The 14,104-nt window shown below is 65.1% G+C and carries 18 protein-coding genes; 12 read left to right on the forward strand and 6 right to left on the reverse strand.

Translation table 11 applies throughout. The features are described from left to right. The first annotated feature begins 111 nt into the window (after window positions 1-111). Complete coding sequence (locus ACN0SE_RS00390) at window positions 112-1,911, forward strand: NAD(P)/FAD-dependent oxidoreductase (protein ID WP_417522483.1); 1,800 nt, start codon at window positions 112-114, stop codon at window positions 1,909-1,911. Between the two features lie 61 nt (window positions 1,912-1,972). On the opposite strand, the gene ACN0SE_RS00395 is transcribed toward ACN0SE_RS00390, so the two are convergent. The 4 genes from ACN0SE_RS00395 to ACN0SE_RS00410 form a co-directional block, all read right to left on the reverse strand. After that, a complete protein-coding gene (locus ACN0SE_RS00395) occupies window positions 1,973-3,094 on the reverse strand; it encodes an alanine racemase (protein WP_417522484.1) in 1,122 nt (373 codons plus the stop codon). Next, on the reverse strand, window positions 3,091-4,272 hold the full coding sequence (locus tag ACN0SE_RS00400) for a DUF1611 domain-containing protein (RefSeq protein ID WP_417522485.1): 1,182 nt from the start codon (window positions 4,270-4,272) through the stop codon (window positions 3,091-3,093). The genes ACN0SE_RS00395 and ACN0SE_RS00400 overlap by 4 nt, the downstream gene beginning before the upstream one ends. A 96-nt stretch (window positions 4,273-4,368) precedes the next feature. After that, window positions 4,369-5,169, reverse strand: a complete 801-nt coding sequence (locus tag ACN0SE_RS00405) for a hypothetical protein (protein WP_417522486.1) — start codon at window positions 5,167-5,169, stop codon at window positions 4,369-4,371. After that, complete coding sequence (locus tag ACN0SE_RS00410; protein WP_417522487.1) at window positions 5,159-5,512, reverse strand: hypothetical protein; 354 nt, start codon at window positions 5,510-5,512, stop codon at window positions 5,159-5,161. Before ACN0SE_RS00410 ends, ACN0SE_RS00405 begins: the two co-directional genes overlap by 11 nt. Before the next feature lie 443 nt (window positions 5,513-5,955). Between ACN0SE_RS00410 and ACN0SE_RS00415 the strand changes: the two genes are divergently transcribed. Further along, window positions 5,956-6,372 carry a hypothetical protein gene (locus tag ACN0SE_RS00415; RefSeq protein ID WP_417522488.1) on the forward strand — a complete coding sequence of 139 codons (417 nt, stop codon included), beginning with the start codon at window positions 5,956-5,958 and terminating at the stop codon, window positions 6,370-6,372. A gap of 168 nt (window positions 6,373-6,540) precedes the next feature. After that, window positions 6,541-6,741, forward strand: a complete 201-nt coding sequence (locus ACN0SE_RS00420) for a hypothetical protein (RefSeq protein WP_417522489.1) — start codon at window positions 6,541-6,543, stop codon at window positions 6,739-6,741. Window positions 6,742-6,796: 55 nt separating this feature from the next. On the opposite strand, the gene ACN0SE_RS00425 is transcribed toward ACN0SE_RS00420, so the two are convergent. Then, window positions 6,797-7,528 (reverse strand): Crp/Fnr family transcriptional regulator, encoded by a 732-nt coding sequence (locus ACN0SE_RS00425; protein ID WP_417522490.1) that lies wholly within the window; start codon window positions 7,526-7,528, stop codon window positions 6,797-6,799. 146 nt (window positions 7,529-7,674) lie between these two features. Between ACN0SE_RS00425 and ACN0SE_RS00430 the strand changes: the two genes are divergently transcribed. The 3 genes from ACN0SE_RS00430 to ACN0SE_RS00440 all read left to right on the forward strand — a co-directional run bounded on the left by ACN0SE_RS00430 (window position 7,675) and on the right by ACN0SE_RS00440 (window position 10,076). Then, the gene (locus tag ACN0SE_RS00430) at window positions 7,675-7,911 is read left to right on the forward strand and encodes a hypothetical protein (RefSeq protein WP_417522491.1); all 237 of its coding nucleotides are present in this window, start codon (window positions 7,675-7,677) and stop codon (window positions 7,909-7,911) included. Window positions 7,912-8,239: 328 nt separating this feature from the next. Continuing rightward, on the forward strand, window positions 8,240-8,839 hold the full coding sequence (locus ACN0SE_RS00435; RefSeq protein ID WP_417522492.1) for a rhomboid family intramembrane serine protease: 600 nt from the start codon (window positions 8,240-8,242) through the stop codon (window positions 8,837-8,839). Window positions 8,840-9,626: 787 nt separating this feature from the next. Then, a complete protein-coding gene (locus tag ACN0SE_RS00440; protein ID WP_417522493.1) occupies window positions 9,627-10,076 on the forward strand; it encodes a MaoC family dehydratase in 450 nt (149 codons plus the stop codon). 259 nt (window positions 10,077-10,335) lie between these two features. Here ACN0SE_RS00440 and ACN0SE_RS00445 read toward each other — a convergent pair whose 3' ends face one another. Further along, complete coding sequence (locus ACN0SE_RS00445; RefSeq protein ID WP_417522494.1) at window positions 10,336-10,941, reverse strand: TetR/AcrR family transcriptional regulator; 606 nt, start codon at window positions 10,939-10,941, stop codon at window positions 10,336-10,338. Between the two features lie 84 nt (window positions 10,942-11,025). On the opposite strand from ACN0SE_RS00445, the gene ACN0SE_RS00450 reads away from it, so the two are divergent. From ACN0SE_RS00450 to ACN0SE_RS00475, 6 genes are all read left to right on the forward strand, one after another. Further along, window positions 11,026-11,481 (forward strand): cupin domain-containing protein, encoded by a 456-nt coding sequence (locus ACN0SE_RS00450; RefSeq protein WP_417522495.1) that lies wholly within the window; start codon window positions 11,026-11,028, stop codon window positions 11,479-11,481. A 59-nt stretch (window positions 11,482-11,540) separates the two neighbouring features. Next, window positions 11,541-11,963, forward strand: coding sequence for a hypothetical protein (locus tag ACN0SE_RS00455; RefSeq protein ID WP_417522496.1), 423 nt, complete (start codon window positions 11,541-11,543; stop codon window positions 11,961-11,963). 244 nt (window positions 11,964-12,207) lie between these two features. Continuing rightward, complete coding sequence (locus ACN0SE_RS00460) at window positions 12,208-12,687, forward strand: DUF805 domain-containing protein (RefSeq protein ID WP_417522497.1); 480 nt, start codon at window positions 12,208-12,210, stop codon at window positions 12,685-12,687. A gap of 26 nt (window positions 12,688-12,713) precedes the next feature. Continuing rightward, a complete protein-coding gene (locus ACN0SE_RS00465; RefSeq protein WP_417522498.1) occupies window positions 12,714-13,247 on the forward strand; it encodes a DUF3592 domain-containing protein in 534 nt (177 codons plus the stop codon). Beyond that, the gene (locus ACN0SE_RS00470) at window positions 13,240-13,758 is read left to right on the forward strand and encodes a DUF3592 domain-containing protein (protein ID WP_417522499.1); all 519 of its coding nucleotides are present in this window, start codon (window positions 13,240-13,242) and stop codon (window positions 13,756-13,758) included. Before ACN0SE_RS00465 ends, ACN0SE_RS00470 begins: the two co-directional genes overlap by 8 nt. Further along, window positions 13,755-14,093, forward strand: a complete 339-nt coding sequence (locus ACN0SE_RS00475) for a hypothetical protein (protein ID WP_417522500.1) — start codon at window positions 13,755-13,757, stop codon at window positions 14,091-14,093. Before ACN0SE_RS00470 ends, ACN0SE_RS00475 begins: the two co-directional genes overlap by 4 nt. Window positions 14,094-14,104: the final 11 nt, after the last annotated feature.

Consider the following 14,104-nt stretch of genomic DNA (forward strand, 5'->3'; position numbering starts at 1 on the left):
ACATGCTGCAACGCAGAGGGCGATTTCCGTCGCCCCCACATAAACCTTTCGTGGATCAGCCCGGCACAAGGCCCCGATACTCCCCCCACACGCATCAGGAGGAGGACCACGATGCTCGACTCAACCGTGACAACCCGAACGCAGGACATGCTGGACAGCTTCAATGCCGCCCTGGAGGAGGGCGACATCAGCCGCGCCAGCGCCCTTTTTGCCAGCGACAGCTATTGGCGGGATCTGGTGGCGGTGACCTGGAACCTGAAGACCGTCGAGGGGCCCGGCGGCGTTTCTGACATGCTGGCCCGCCAGCTGGACCACACCCGCCCCGGCAACTTTCAGCTGCAACAGGGCGAGCTGCCCACCGAAGAGGATGGCGTCACCACCGCCTGGATCACCTTCGAGACTGCGGCAGGGCGCGGCTGGGGCTTGATGCGGCTGAAGGAGGACCGCATCTGGACCCTGCTGACCGCGCTGACCGAGCTCAAGGGCTTCGAGGAAAACCGCGGCAAGCGCCGCCCCATGGGCGCCGAACATGGCGCGCAGAAAAACCGCAAGAGCTGGAACGAGAAGCGCGAGGCCGAAGAGGTCAGTCTCGGCTATACCGAACAGCCCTACACGGTGATCATCGGCGGCGGTCAGGGCGGCATTGCGCTCGGCGCGCGCCTGCGCCAGCTCGGCGTGCCGACCATCGTGCTCGACAAGCACGACCGCCCCGGCGACCAATGGCGCTCGCGCTACAAGTCGCTCTGCCTGCATGACCCGATCTGGTACGACCACCTGCCCTACATCAAGTTCCCCGACAATTGGCCGGTGTTCACCCCCAAGGACAAGGTCGGCGACTGGCTCGAGATGTACACCAAGGTGATGGAGATAAATTACTGGACCCGCTCCGAGGTGAAAAAGGCCAGCTATGACGAAGACAGAGGCACCTGGACGGTCAGGGTCAACCGCGACGGCGAGGAAGTGATCCTGCGGCCGACGCAACTGGTGCTGGCAACCGGCATGTCCGGCAAGCCCAACATGCCCGACTTCCCCGGCATGGAAGACTTCAAGGGCACGATCCAGCATTCCTCGCAGCACGACGGACCCGACGAATGGACCGGCAAGAAGGTCGTTGTAGTGGGCTCCAACAACTCGGCCCATGACATCTGCGCCGCGCTCTGGGAGGCGGATGCCGATGTCACCATGGTGCAGCGCTCCTCGACCCATATCGTGCGCTCCGAGACGCTGATGGAGATCGGCCTTGGCGGGCTCTACTCGGAAGAGGCGGTGGCCAACGGCGTGACCACCGAGAAGGCCGACATGATCTTTGCCTCCCTGCCCTACAAGATCATGCACGAGTTCCAGATCCCGCTTTATGAGCAGATGCGCGAGCGCGATGCCGAATTCTACGCCGGGCTGGAAAAGGCCGGCTTCGAGCTCGACTGGGGCGACGACGGCTCCGGCCTGTTCCTGAAATACCTGCGCCGCGGCTCGGGCTATTACATCGACGTCGGCGCCAGCCAGTTGATCATCGACGGCGAGGTGAAACTGGTGAAAGGCCAGGTGGATCACTTCGAGGCAGACTCGGTGGTTCTGTCGGACGGCACCCGGCTCGAGGCCGATCTGGTGGTGATGGCCACCGGCTTCGGCAGCATGAATGGCTGGGCCGCCGATCTGATCAGCCAGGAGGTGGCGGACAAGGTCGGCAAGGTCTGGGGCCTCGGCTCCGACACCACCAAGGACCCCGGCCCCTGGGAGGGCGAGCAGCGCAACATGTGGAAGCCCACCCAGCAGGAAAACCTCTGGTTTCACGGCGGCAACCTGCACCAGTCGCGCCACTACTCGCTCTACCTCGCGCTGCAGCTGAAGGCCCGGATGGAGGGGCTCGACACCCCGGTCTACGGCCTGCAGCCGGTGCATCACCTGTCGTGATGGACCGCGCGCCCGGGTGTCCCCCCGGCCCGGGCGTTGCGTCTTGGCCCTTGCTTGATCGTCAGGTCAGAACCGGCCGCTTTAGCGGCAGGCGCCCGTCTCCGGTCTCTGGTGCGGACGTGCCGGGCCGCGCGACGATTGCAACGTCAGGGGCGCTCATCGCGCGCATCAAGGCGCTGTAATTCAATCCCATGGTCATGTCGGATCCGACGAGAGCCCTGGGGTTGGTAGAGCAGATGACGGTATGGTCGCTCGTGGCACCCTGGCTGATGATGCCCTCGCGAAAGACCAGGCCGCAGGTATCGGTGTCCTGCTGACCGACGGCAAGGACCGAACGGGTCGGGCCGTCGCCGGTCCGGACCAGTCTGAGAGGGGCAGGCGCCGGGTCTCTCGGCGCGGCCTGTGTCTCGCGCAGTTTGATGCTTGTTTCGATGACCTCTGCCACGAAGGTGAAGGCATCGAGATGCAGCCCCTCGATCGGCCGTCCCGTCACCGGGTCGACCCCCAGAAGAATTGCCTCGCCCAGTCGCAGGTTGTTGATCCGCCCGGGTGCGGCTGTGCTCAGCGCCCAAAGCAGGTTGGCCGAGCCACCGGCGGACACCAGATCCACGAAGGGACCGCAGGCGCCGTCGACCGCATCGGCAAGACGTGACAACAAGGCCATATCGCCCGCCGTCGGTGCAGTATTGCCCAGACAGGCGAAATTGGCCGCAATCCCCTTGAGTGCCAGACCGGGCAGGGTCACGATGCCTGCGGCGAGCTTCGCGAGATCGTCGGGCAGGATGCCTTCGCGGTTGTCGCCCATTTCGACCATCAGAACGACGTCGTGCACGACCCCGTTCAGCCGGGCCGCTGCGGCCAGCTTTTCGATCGTGTCGGCTTCGGTGTTGTAGCTGCTGTCACAGCATTGCACGACCCTGTCGATATCGCCCTGCATGGGCGCGCGGATCAGCGAAATCGGAGCGGTGATCCCGGCCTCCCGCAGGCGCAGAACATTGGAGACACGCGCATCCGCCAATCCGACGGCGCCGCCCTTCAGCATCGCGCGGGCGACGTCGGGGTGGCCGCAGACGGCCTTGGTCACACCGGTGACCGTGATCCTGCGGGCCGCGAGACGATCGACGAGGCTGCGGGTGTTCTCGGTGATCCTGGTCAGGTCGATCTCGACACGCGGCGTGGTCATTCCGCGGCCACGGGCGGGCGCAGTCGCGGAAAGGCCGTCAGGACCATGTCGGTCAGATGCGCCGGAGACCGGGCCAGCGCATCGGTTACCGGAATACCGAGGTCACCGGGCAGCTCCGCGATGGCGGTCTCGAGCTCGGCATCCGTCATTCCCTCGTGATTGAGCGTGACGCCGATCACCCGGGTGTCCGCGAACGCCTGGATGATGGCGATCTCGCTTGCCGGGGTCGGCATGGGCATGGCCGGAAAGTCGCAGCGGTGGGCGCGTTTCGGCGCATGCTGGAGGATGACCGCATGCGGCTGGCTGCCCCGCAGGATAAAGGCCGAAGTGCAGAAGGCCGGATGGCTGAGCGCGCCCTGACCTTCGATCAGGATGACATCCGGCGCTTCGCCCTGCGCGGCCGCGACGATCACGCGCTCCAGTTCGCCGCAGCAGAACTGCGGCGGCACCGCGTCCATTGCAATGCCGTACTTTGCACCCTGCATCAGGCCGGTCTGGCCGGTGCCGATGAGAACCGTCCTGATCCCCTGCTCGTTCAGCGCCTTGGCGAGCACCGTGGCCGTGGTGCGCTTGCCGATCGCGCAGTCGGTCCCCAGGACCGCGATGCGGATGGCCTCGACCGCCGCCACACTGCCGTCGAACAGGCGCATGTCCTTGCTGGCCCGGGGCTTGCGGATGTCGCGGATCGACACGTCGAACGTCTTGGCGGCGTCCGAGATCTCGGGATCGTCGCCAAGGTATTCATGCAGCCCGCTGACAAGGTTCATGCCGCAGGCGACAGCCTCGAGCACGACCTTGCGATCCGCAGGCGTAAGCTTGCCGCTCGAGGGTGCCATGCCATAGATCAGCGTGTCGGGATGCGCGTCCCCGTGCCGAAGCGCCGCGGCGAGGTCCTTCAGGACCGGAACGCCGTTGGCCACGCCGTCCAGCAGGGCGCCGCTGTCGCTGCCGGCACAATAGCTGTCGATGACCGAGAGGATGCGATAGGCTTGGGAATGGCGCACAAGACCGTTTGCGGTCTTGCCGTCGATCTGGCCGAAATTGCCTTCGCAATAGACAACGGCCGCGGGCACCTCGGTCGCGAAAGTCTTGTCGAGGCCGCTTGCAGGGGCGGGAGGAGCTTGCGGCCCCATGGTCGAGAGCCTTGTGACCGGCGGCCGGGTTGCGTTCGATGTCATGAGATCATCCAGTTCAGGCGCCGGACAGCTTCAGGACGCAGGTGTCGCGGCTGCGTCCGGCTCCGTGCGCCGGGTTTCGGTTTCCGATCGACAGAGCTATTCGTTCAGCAGGCAACGGCCCCTCGAGAGCTGGTGGTTCCGGTTGCATTCCCAGCGGTTGCCGGTTCTGTCGAGATGCGCATTGGCGGGAAGCACGATGGCGACGCAGCCCTTGTCCACGGCTTCGAAGCCACGGTTGCAGCGCCAGCTTGGGCCGTAGCTCACGTCGTGGAAGTAGGCGTTTTCGGGCACGACAACGGCTTCACAGGCGCCGTCGCGTTCTCTGTAGCCACGGTTGCAGCTCCAGGTCTGCCCATAGCTCGCGCCGTTCGGATAGGCGTTCTCCGGCACCGTGATCACCACGCAGCCGTCGCCTTTCCCCTCGTATCCCCGTTCGCAGGTCCATACCGATCCGCGCGTCTCGTCGGAGAGATAGGCATTGGCGGGCAGGATGACTTCCTCGCAGAGATCGCCGGTCTTCTTGTAGCCGCGCAGGCAGCTCCAGCTTTCTCCTGACGGGTCGAGGTAGCCACCGGCGGGCACGGCCACCTCGACACAGGCCGTTTCGTCGACCCGGAGGTATCCGTGCTGGCAGGCCCACCCCAACCCGTAGGTCCGGTTGGTCGGATAGGCATTCTCGGGCACGGTGATGCTCTCGCAGCCGTCGCCTTCGGGCCGGAAGCCCCGGTCGCACTCCCAGCCGTCGCCGTAGCTTCTGGCGTGGGCGTTCTCGGGCACGGTCGCGGCCTGCGCCAGGGCGGCGGATGCACCTGCGACAATCCCCGAAAGGACAAGCGCGAGGCACAGGATCACCGTGCCTGCGCCGCGCCGCAGAGGCGCTACCGGATCAGGAGGCATTCAGGTCAAGTCCGGCGAGGCAGGCCTGCGCCAGATCCCGATTGGGCGCCTCGGTGCCGGGCACGGTCGCCCATCCGGCGGCCATCAGCGCGTCACGTCGCTTGAAGGTCGAAGCGTCGCGGATGGTGGCAAGCTTTTCGCCGCGCTGGATGTCGGTGCGCGCATTCTCGACGCAGATCGGCACCAGTGCCGCAACCACTTCGGATTGCGCCCGGTCACCGGCGTATTTGTCAGCCCCGCCGCCGGTCATCCAGCCGCCCCAGGAAAATCCGACAATCGCGACAAAGGCAGCGCCGGCAACGGCGCCGTAGATGCCGGGTCTGAGCCAATCGGGTGTGGTCATGAGAAAGTCCTCCAACGGGGAAAGCGCCGCTTCGCTGTCATGTCTGGTTTCATCGGTCACAGGGGCATGCACGGGGGCATGCGCCGCTGCGCTCGTCGTGGTCGGTGGCATCGCGGTCTGATCGGTGCGGCCCGGCGCGAAGGGATCGCAGAACGCACCCTTCGATCCGGCGGGAGGCGCTTGCCTCCCCGGGGCCTCTTTCCGTCAGTTTCCGTCAGTGTTGTGGTCCGGTCAGGACGCCCTCGTCGTGGCACATGCTCCGGGCAAGGCATCCCGGATCACCTTAGGGCCATCTCCGGCGTCCGGTGCTGATCGAAGTTAGCGCGGAACGGTTTCATTTCCGGCAAGATACCTCAAATGGCAGGGTCCCGGGATCCGGCGGCGGGACCTCTTCTCAGCCCGCGCCAGGCGGGCCAGGACCCTGCAGGCCGAAAGGAAGCCCCATGACAATCTCAGACGTTCTTCGTCCGGATGGCCCGGACTACGATGCCTTTCTGCACGCGGAAGTGGGCGAGGATGCGACCGGCACGCGCGTGAGCGTTCTGTCCGCGCTGGCGCGTCTCGGGCTCGAACCCTGGACCGAGGCGCAAGAGCTTGCGCGCCTGAAACGGCCGGAGGCCCAAGCCCGGCTCAAGGCCCACCTTGCCGAGATTTCCGACATTCCGGTTCTGGCGCGCGCCAGCAACAGCGTGGCGATACGCCTTGTCGCCTTGCTGCCGAGCCGGTCGCCGGTGTCCGCGCCGAAACTGCCCGACGCCATGTGGAGCATCGCCTCGCCGATCCCCCTCCGATGGGTGCTGATCGCCCTTGTCTGCGGCGTGGTTCTGGCGCGGTTCGTCTTTCTCGCGCAGGGGGGCTGATCTGCGTCAGTGCGCCGGTGCAGCCAATCGGGTTAAGTCAGGCCGGCCTTCCGTTTATCGGTCGGCATTCTTTTCAAACAATTTCCGAGGCGTGAGGACCGTGTGGTTTCTCGAGAGCTGCGCGATCCTTCCGCTTCTTGTTCGGACCGTCCAGGAAAGGACACCACAATGAGCAACGATGACCAAACCCAGGAAAACCATACCGTCAAACATATGGCCTCGATAAAGTCTGCCTTGGACAAGGCGATCGACGGCCCCAAGAAGACCAAGTCGCAGAAACATTATGACGCCGCAAAAGTGGCGCATGAAGCCGAGAACGATGAAGAAGCACACAAGCAGCTCAAGGAAGCCGGACGCGCGCTCATGTGAGCCGCCCGGACCTGACAGCGAGCCCGGGCCGCCCGCCGCGATGCGGGCGGCTGTTTCATGGCAACAACGGCCGCGACTGATCCAGATAGGCCGGGTCGAAATCCGCCAGCGCCACCAGACGCTTGTAGTCATCGAACGTCACCTTGCCATCCCGAAACGTCACCAGCCCGTCCTCGCGCAGCTTGCGCAGCACGCGGTTGACGTGGACGGCGCTCAGCCCAAGCGCATCGGCCAGATGATACTGCGTCAGCGGGCAGCCATAGCCCTGACGTGTGCCGAGCCCGACCAGCGACAGCCGGACGCCGAGTTCCAGCAGGAAATGCGCCATCCGCGCATCCGCGTCACGCCGGCCCAGCCCCACCAGATGTTCGACCACCATCGCCTCGTCACGCGACACCGCCCAGAGGATGGCAGTCGCCAGCCGTGGCGTCCGGGCGAAGGCCTGAAGAAGATCGCTAACCAGAACCTCGGCCGCCTCGATGTCGACGATCGCCTCGATGCCGTGATCCGAGGTGTGCAACAGGACGCTGCGCAACCCGAGGAAATCGCCGGGGATCTGGAAATCGACGATCTGCCGCGACCCGTCGGGCTGAATTTTGTAGGACACCACCCAGCCGGAGGCGAGAATATAGGCCGCCTGCTCCGATTGCCCCTGATGCACGAGGTCCTGCCCGGCCTTGAAGGTCTTTCGTCGCCGGTGCAGCCGGTCAAGGACAGCCAGCTCTTCGCCCGACAGGGCCACAAAGGCCCCGAGCTTGCGGGTGAGCGGGCTGGTCTCCTCGGTCATCGATCGTCCTTCAAGGGCATACCCCATGCGCGTGAATTGGCCTTCGGCGCTGCTTTCGATCAGTCCCTCGCGGTGAAACACCGGCCATACTGGGCCCTCATCTCGCGCCCTCGCGCGGTCATGCGACCCAACAAGGATCGACACTCATGTCACACCTACCAGACCCCGCAGGTATCGCGGCCCTGTCGATCTGCGAGGCACTCCTGCTCGCCTTGCACGATCGCGGCCTTCTGCCGGAGCCCGAGATCGTCGGCATTCTGCGCGACGCGGCGGCGACGCACGAGAACGCCAATGGCACGGGGCCCGAGCCGGAGACGCATGCGGCCGCCGCCCGGCTGATCACCCAGATCATCCTCAGGGGCAACCTGTCGCGACGCTCGTGAGACGTGGCGCGTCACGAGACCACGCGCCGATCGGCGATGCCTGCCGCTTCCGGCTCTTCCGGCGCATCGCGGCTTCGTTGGCTTCAGACGGCTAAATTCCGGCGGCGCTTCAGCCTCTCCTACAGCCTGCAAGCCCTAAGGGGTTGGCCGTTCCCTGTCAAATCAAGCTCCCTTGATCGCTCTTCGCGATCGCAGAGGTTGGACGGGGCGGCCCTGACCGCCCCGGTGCCCAGATCGGATGAGGGGGAGCGGATTGTGGCGGGCCCCCGAACACGCCGCAGGCGGAAAAGCTATTGAACGCATCCCGGAGCCGCCTACCTTCGCCGACATGAAGAACCGCGAACACATGCGCGCCTTCCTGCGGCGCGCCACGGCACTGGCAGGGTTTGTCGGGCTGCTCTGGGCGCTCCAGATCGTCAACTGGATCACCGGCTATGGCCTCAACCCGGCCTTCGGCCTGATCCCCCGGCACGTCAGCGGCCTGGACGGCGTCGTCGCCATGCCCCTCCTGCATGGAAGCTTCGCGCATCTGCTGGCCAATACGCCGCCGCTCCTGGTGATGGGCGGGCTTCTGGTGGCCACCGCCGCGCGCGCCTTGCTGGCGGTGAACGCGGTGGTGATCGGTCTGGGCGGCGGGCTGGTCTGGCTGTTCGGAAGCGCCGCCATCCATATCGGCGCGTCAGGGCTGATCTTCGGCTGGTTCGGCTTCCTCGTGGCGCGCGGCCTGGTGGATCGCTCGCCGGTCACGCTGGCTGCGGCGCTGCTGGTCGGTTTTCTGTTCGGCTCCATGCTCTGGGGCGTCCTGCCGGGTCAGCCCGGCGTGTCGTGGGAGGCGCACCTGTTCGGCGCCACCGCAGGCGCGGCCGCGGCCTTCCTTGTCAGAACCCACGTCCATGCGCCGCGCCTTGGCGGCGTCGAGCGGGAATGAAGCAGCAGCCTCGACCCTGATCTGGCATCCGACCGGCCCCGGTGAGGCTGCCGCGCGGCCGGTCGAAACGCTGGCTCCTTGTCGACACAAGACCAGGACGCCGGCGCGCTCACGGTCGGCACACAGCTTGTCCGATCAGCCGCACCCCGCACCACGGGACGGTCGCAGGCGCTTGATCGCTGCAACTGACTCACATCGTAAGTGGCGACTTACAGCGCGGCCTTTACCGCAGCGCTGAACTGCCAGCTTCGCCCACAAAATCAGATGCAGACTTGGGGGGCCTGCCCCCCAACCCCCTCGAGGGTATTTTCAAACAGAAGAAGACAGGACCCGCGCCCGTGTCTTCCTCTTGCTCAAAATACCCTCGGGGGAGGCCACAGGCCGGGGGCAGAGCCCCCATCTCCCCTGACAAGCGCAAAACGCCGGAGCGAAAGCCGCGGTCTTTGTCATGTTCGCTCGAAGTGGCGCTTGCTGTTGCTGCAGCGCAGGCCTGAAGAGCGCCGGCCCCAAGGCCATATAACTTTTCCGCCAGCGGTCCTGCGCGAATTTCATTCGAGGCGTGGCGCCGGCGATGCTGTGTTGATGCTGACCCATCAAGGCATCATCGGGAGGCCAATCATGTCCGCCAAGGATCTCACGCAGCCAGGGATGTGTCCGTTTTCCCTCATAAACCTGCGACAGGGCGCGCCGGAGTGCCGCGCCCCCGCTCGTCGGGCTGCACCTCGGGAGCCGGCTCAACGCATCGTCGTCGTTGACGCGCATCTCGCACGCCCTCTATGCTTTCGGCATGGCAAGCGGCAAATACTTCGATGATTTTTCGGTCGGTGATCTCTTCGAGACCGGTGGGATCACGCTCACCGAGAGCGCGATCATCGACTTTGCGCTGACGCATGACCCCCAGCCCTTTCACGTCGACAAGTTGGCGGCGACGAAGTCGATCTTCGGCGGGATCATTGCCAGCGGTTTCCAGACCATCGCGCTTACCTTCCGGCTCTTTCGGGACACCGGCGTGCTGACCGGCACGAACCTGGGCGGGCACGGGATGGACGAGGTGCGGTGGCTTGCTCCGGTGTGCCCCGGCGACACGCTGCATGCGCGCGTCACGGTCGAGGTCCTGACGCCCTCACGCTCGAAGCCCGACCGCGGGACGGTCCGGTTCCGCTACCGGACCTACAACCAGAACGACGTTCAGGTGCTCGATCTGACGATGGACCACGTGATGGCCCGGCGGGGGTAGAGGCGGCGCCTGAGGATCGATTGGTGTCGTGGCGACTGAAACTCCGGTGCGTCTGGTCAGACGCGGCACTCGGATCAACCTGCGGATCGGGCGCCTCGGCCAACGCAGGGGATCAGGGCTGGCGTGCCCGGGTGACCTGCCATGGCCAAGGCGGCGCTGCGGCAGGCGCAGGACCTGCGGATCGAGAGGGTCCGGAAAATGAAGGCGATCTGAACCGACGCCTCGCGCCCCCTCTGCGTGGCGGCCTGTGAACAGGCGTTCAGCCATGACCCGCAGCCTCTGCCGGAAGATAGGCGTCGATCAGCGCCTGGGTGATGTCCGTGACTGTCTGACGCGCCGTGTCCAGGTCAGCCCGCGCCACGTCGAGAAGAACGACCATCGCTTCGGTTCCTGTCGCCACGGCAAGCGCCCGGACAAGGCGCGCTTTCTGCTCTTTGGACATCTCGGTGCCCTCCAGCGCCGCTTCGAACATGGCGATGCGGCGCGCCCCGCGACGGGTGGCCAGTTGGCCGCCTTCCACACCCCAGGCATCGAGCGACCGCGCAAGGAACTGTCGAAACCCGGCTTCATGGGTCAAGGCCAGATCGAAGAAGTATGCGCTGACCGCCCGCAGTTTCTCGGCCGGGGATCGCGCGCCTGCGATGATGTCATCATAGGATTTGACCTGCACGGCCAGCCCGGCTTCGGCTGCCATCACACCGGGATCGGAAAAATACCGATAGGCCGTCGCCTTTGAAATACCCACCCGTTCGGCGGCGGCCGCGACGCTCAGCGGCTCGCCGGCGAGCATCATCGCCCGCGCCCCTTCCAGAAGCGCCTCCCGCGTGCGGGATTTTTGAGATCGTCGTTCGCGGGTCGTGCCCATGCTCACGCCTTTTATGAGACTATTGTTTTATAAAGAGACTCGAGTATCATATATCACAGATTTCGAGTCGCAAGGAGATTTGCCATGACCGACCGTCCCCGGACCTACAATGTCCTGAACATCCTGTTGCGGTTTCATGCATTTCCCGATGAAGCCATGAACAAGTTCTGTCTTGTCGAGTGTACCGTGCCCGTGGGAGCCGGTGCCCCGCCTAACCATCATGCGGGCGAAACGGAGGCCTTCTTCATCCTTGAGGGCGACGTGGCTTTCCGCATCGGGGACGACGCCTTTACCGCGCGCTCGGGGGATTATGTCGCCATTCCCGACGGCGCCGTGCACGCGTTCGAGGCGGTGGGCGAGAGCCCGGCGCGCCTGCTGATCGTGAATGCGCCCGGCCACATGCACGAGACATTCTTTACCTCGATCGGCACGCCGCTGCCGGACAACCAGACCACCTTGCCCGACCCGGGCGTTCCCGACATCCCGGCCGTTCTGACCGCGGCCAAGGCCAGCGGAATGACGATCGTCGGCCCGGCCTGACAAGCCTCGGCCTGTTCGGCCTTTGGGGGCCGTCCCGGGCAATTTGGGAGACAGGATTGATGATATCGATTTCAAAATGGTTCTTCGCGACGGGGGCGTTTTGCGGCCTGTGCGGCATGATCTGGGGCATTCAGATGTCGGCCAGCCATGACCACACGCTTTCGCCGGCACATGGCCACCTGAACCTGATCGGCTTTGTGGCCATGTCGATTTTCGGAGGCTACTACGCCCTTGCTCCGCAGGCTGCGCAAACTCGCCTGGCGCTCGTCCACTATGGGCTGACCGTCGCGGCGGTCGCGCTGCTGACGCCTGGTATCGTTCTGGCGATCACCGATCAGGGCGAGACCCTGGCAAAGATCGGGTCGGTTCTGGCGGTAGGCTCCATGGCGCTCTTCGGCTTCATGATCCTGCGCAATGGCGTCGGCGTGGAGGCCGCCGGCCGATCAGGTGGCGCTGAACTGACAGCACTGCCCGGGGAATGAGCCCCTCTGCACCCCGCCGGTGAAATTGTCAGGCCGGGGTTCGCGGAAAGGTGTTCGAAGAGAGCGACATGACAAGGACAGTCGCAGACCATCCCCGACATACGGCCGGCATGCCCCAAGCCCTGGCAATTCTGCCGTGTCCAGCACGAATGCAAACGCCGAATTCGGGCCTGGACGTGGATCAACTGACCATCACAGCCCAGGCAAATGACAGCCTGGCACTCGCTTCAGGAGGACACAGGATATGGACCTTTTCACAAGTTTCGACGGACGTATCTCGCGCAAGGGTTTCTGGCTCGGGTTTCTGGGGATGCTCGTCATATCCATCGGCGCCGGCCTCGCATTGATGTCGGTGTTTCCCGGCGGCATCGCCTTGTTACTGGGTCAACTCGTCCTGTCGGCGGGGCTGGTCTACATCTGGTCCGCGGTCATCGTGAAACGTCTGCACGATCGCGGCAAGCCGGCCCTGCCTTGGGCCGTCATCTTCGTGACCCCGGGCGCGGTCATGCAACTCGTGAGCTTCTTCAAGATCGGCTATGCTCCGGTCGAACTGGCCGGCACGCAAGTCATGGTGCCCGGGATCGGAACGACCGTTGTCATGTGGATGGCCATGGCAGTGGCGCTCTGGATGATCGTCGAGTTGGGCTTTCTCAAGGGCGATCCCGGCGACAATGACTACGGACCCGATCCGCTGCGGGCGGGCCCCGAGGTGCAGGCGGCCTGAGGCCGACCGAGGAAAGGACCTTCGCCATGCTGCGGACCGCGCTCATCCAGCTCAACATGACGCAACTCTTCCTGTTGCGCACGACAGGCGATGGCAGGCGGCAGGCATCCTGGCGGGTCTGGGTGCTGATCTTCGTGCTGCCGGTTCTGTTTCTCGGCACCGCCGCGGCGATCGGGCTGGAAAGCTACGCCTTCGTCTCCAAGGCCCAGCGCACCACCGGCGAGGTGGTCCGCGTCTATGCCTGGGAGGGGTGGAACCCCTGGGACGGTGCAACGACGGATTATTCTCCGGTCTTCCGCTACCGGTTTTCCGAAACCGAGGTGACCGAGGCCAGCACCGGGCAGTCGTCGCCGAACTGGAACTTCGAGATCGGCTCTCGGCACGACATCTTCTTCGACCCCGAGCGCAAACAGGACGTCCGGCAGGACCGGTTCGAACAGCTCTGGGCCCTGCCCGTCACCATCGCTCTGATCGGGCTGGTGCTGCTCGTCCCGGCGATCATCGCGGCGATCTGCCTGCTGCGCTGGTTGCAGGGCGGAAAGGGGGTCGCCCATGGGTGAGACCACCGGACCCACGCCCCCGACGGGCAAGACGGACCATCCCCTGATCCGCTGCGCGGTGCTGGCGCTGCCCTTTGTCCTTGCCCTGCTCTACGGGCTCTGGAGCTATCACAGCTCCGACAGCCATTATCGCGAGCTGGAGGCCCGGGGCGTCGAATCCCGGGCGACCATCATTTCCAAACGGATCATCCGCAGCGGCACCGATCGGCCGCGGTATTCCTACGTGATGACCGTCGGCTTCACGGTCGGCGACAAGATGCGGCGCGGCAGGGTGCCGGTGACCCGCAGCTATTACGACAGTCACGACCCGCCCCAGCGCGTCCCGATCCGCTATCTTCCCGACGATCCCGACACCCGCATGATCGACCCCGCCATGCGCGAAAAGTCGATGCGCGGGGCGCTCACCATCATCGGGATCCTGCTGTTCGTGGGCGTGGCCAATATCTTCATGGCCAGCGACGCGACCCGCAGCCGCCCCACACCAACAAGGACCAGGGAGCAAGGCTCATGACGATCTACGACGTTCCGATCTCCGACATCGCATGGACCACGTGGTGGATGCTGGGGTCGGCCCTGCTGACGCTTGTGGGCTTTGTCGGCTGGCAGATCGGCAAATTCATCACCGGCGCCAGGGTCATTGCAGAGAATGACGACACCACGCCTCGGTACGGCTGGCTGCGCGCGCGGATGCTGCCCGGATATCTTGCCAACCGTCCCTTCAAGGGTCACGTCGCGGCCCGTCAGATGAAAGGCCCGGTCGGTCGGCTGCTGTTCAATCTCATGCTCTTTGGGCTGGCGGCCCACGTCGGGTTCTGGGTGTATGCCGCGAATGTCATGACCCCTTAGGTGCGCCGCGT

Source organism: Marinovum sp. (assembly GCF_048263515.1).
Lineage (GTDB): Bacteria > Pseudomonadota > Alphaproteobacteria > Rhodobacterales > Rhodobacteraceae > Marinovum.

What these genes read in the sequence shown, in the direction of transcription:
- ACN0SE_RS00395 (WP_417522484.1), bottom strand. Translation starts at nt 3,094, where the DNA reads ATGACCACGCCGCGTGTCGAGATCGACCTGACCAGGATCACCGAGAAC.
- ACN0SE_RS00425 (WP_417522490.1), bottom strand. Translation starts at nt 7,528, where the DNA reads ATGACCGAGGAGACCAGCCCGCTCACCCGCAAGCTCGGGGCCTTTGTG.
- ACN0SE_RS00475 (WP_417522500.1), top strand. Translation starts at nt 13,755, where the DNA reads ATGACGATCTACGACGTTCCGATCTCCGACATCGCATGGACCACGTGG.
- ACN0SE_RS00460 (WP_417522497.1), top strand. Translation starts at nt 12,208, where the DNA reads ATGGACCTTTTCACAAGTTTCGACGGACGTATCTCGCGCAAGGGTTTC.
- ACN0SE_RS00420 (WP_417522489.1), top strand. Translation starts at nt 6,541, where the DNA reads ATGAGCAACGATGACCAAACCCAGGAAAACCATACCGTCAAACATATG.
- ACN0SE_RS00400 (WP_417522485.1), bottom strand. Translation starts at nt 4,272, where the DNA reads ATGACATCGAACGCAACCCGGCCGCCGGTCACAAGGCTCTCGACCATG.
- ACN0SE_RS00465 (WP_417522498.1), top strand. Translation starts at nt 12,714, where the DNA reads ATGCTGCGGACCGCGCTCATCCAGCTCAACATGACGCAACTCTTCCTG.
- ACN0SE_RS00470 (WP_417522499.1), top strand. Translation starts at nt 13,240, where the DNA reads ATGGGTGAGACCACCGGACCCACGCCCCCGACGGGCAAGACGGACCAT.
- ACN0SE_RS00445 (WP_417522494.1), bottom strand. Translation starts at nt 10,941, where the DNA reads ATGGGCACGACCCGCGAACGACGATCTCAAAAATCCCGCACGCGGGAG.
- ACN0SE_RS00430 (WP_417522491.1), top strand. Translation starts at nt 7,675, where the DNA reads ATGTCACACCTACCAGACCCCGCAGGTATCGCGGCCCTGTCGATCTGC.
- ACN0SE_RS00405 (WP_417522486.1), bottom strand. Translation starts at nt 5,169, where the DNA reads ATGCCTCCTGATCCGGTAGCGCCTCTGCGGCGCGGCGCAGGCACGGTG.
- ACN0SE_RS00390 (WP_417522483.1), top strand. Translation starts at nt 112, where the DNA reads ATGCTCGACTCAACCGTGACAACCCGAACGCAGGACATGCTGGACAGC.
- ACN0SE_RS00435 (WP_417522492.1), top strand. Translation starts at nt 8,240, where the DNA reads ATGAAGAACCGCGAACACATGCGCGCCTTCCTGCGGCGCGCCACGGCA.
- ACN0SE_RS00410 (WP_417522487.1), bottom strand. Translation starts at nt 5,512, where the DNA reads ATGACCACACCCGATTGGCTCAGACCCGGCATCTACGGCGCCGTTGCC.
- ACN0SE_RS00415 (WP_417522488.1), top strand. Translation starts at nt 5,956, where the DNA reads ATGACAATCTCAGACGTTCTTCGTCCGGATGGCCCGGACTACGATGCC.
- ACN0SE_RS00450 (WP_417522495.1), top strand. Translation starts at nt 11,026, where the DNA reads ATGACCGACCGTCCCCGGACCTACAATGTCCTGAACATCCTGTTGCGG.
- ACN0SE_RS00440 (WP_417522493.1), top strand. Translation starts at nt 9,627, where the DNA reads ATGGCAAGCGGCAAATACTTCGATGATTTTTCGGTCGGTGATCTCTTC.
- ACN0SE_RS00455 (WP_417522496.1), top strand. Translation starts at nt 11,541, where the DNA reads ATGATATCGATTTCAAAATGGTTCTTCGCGACGGGGGCGTTTTGCGGC.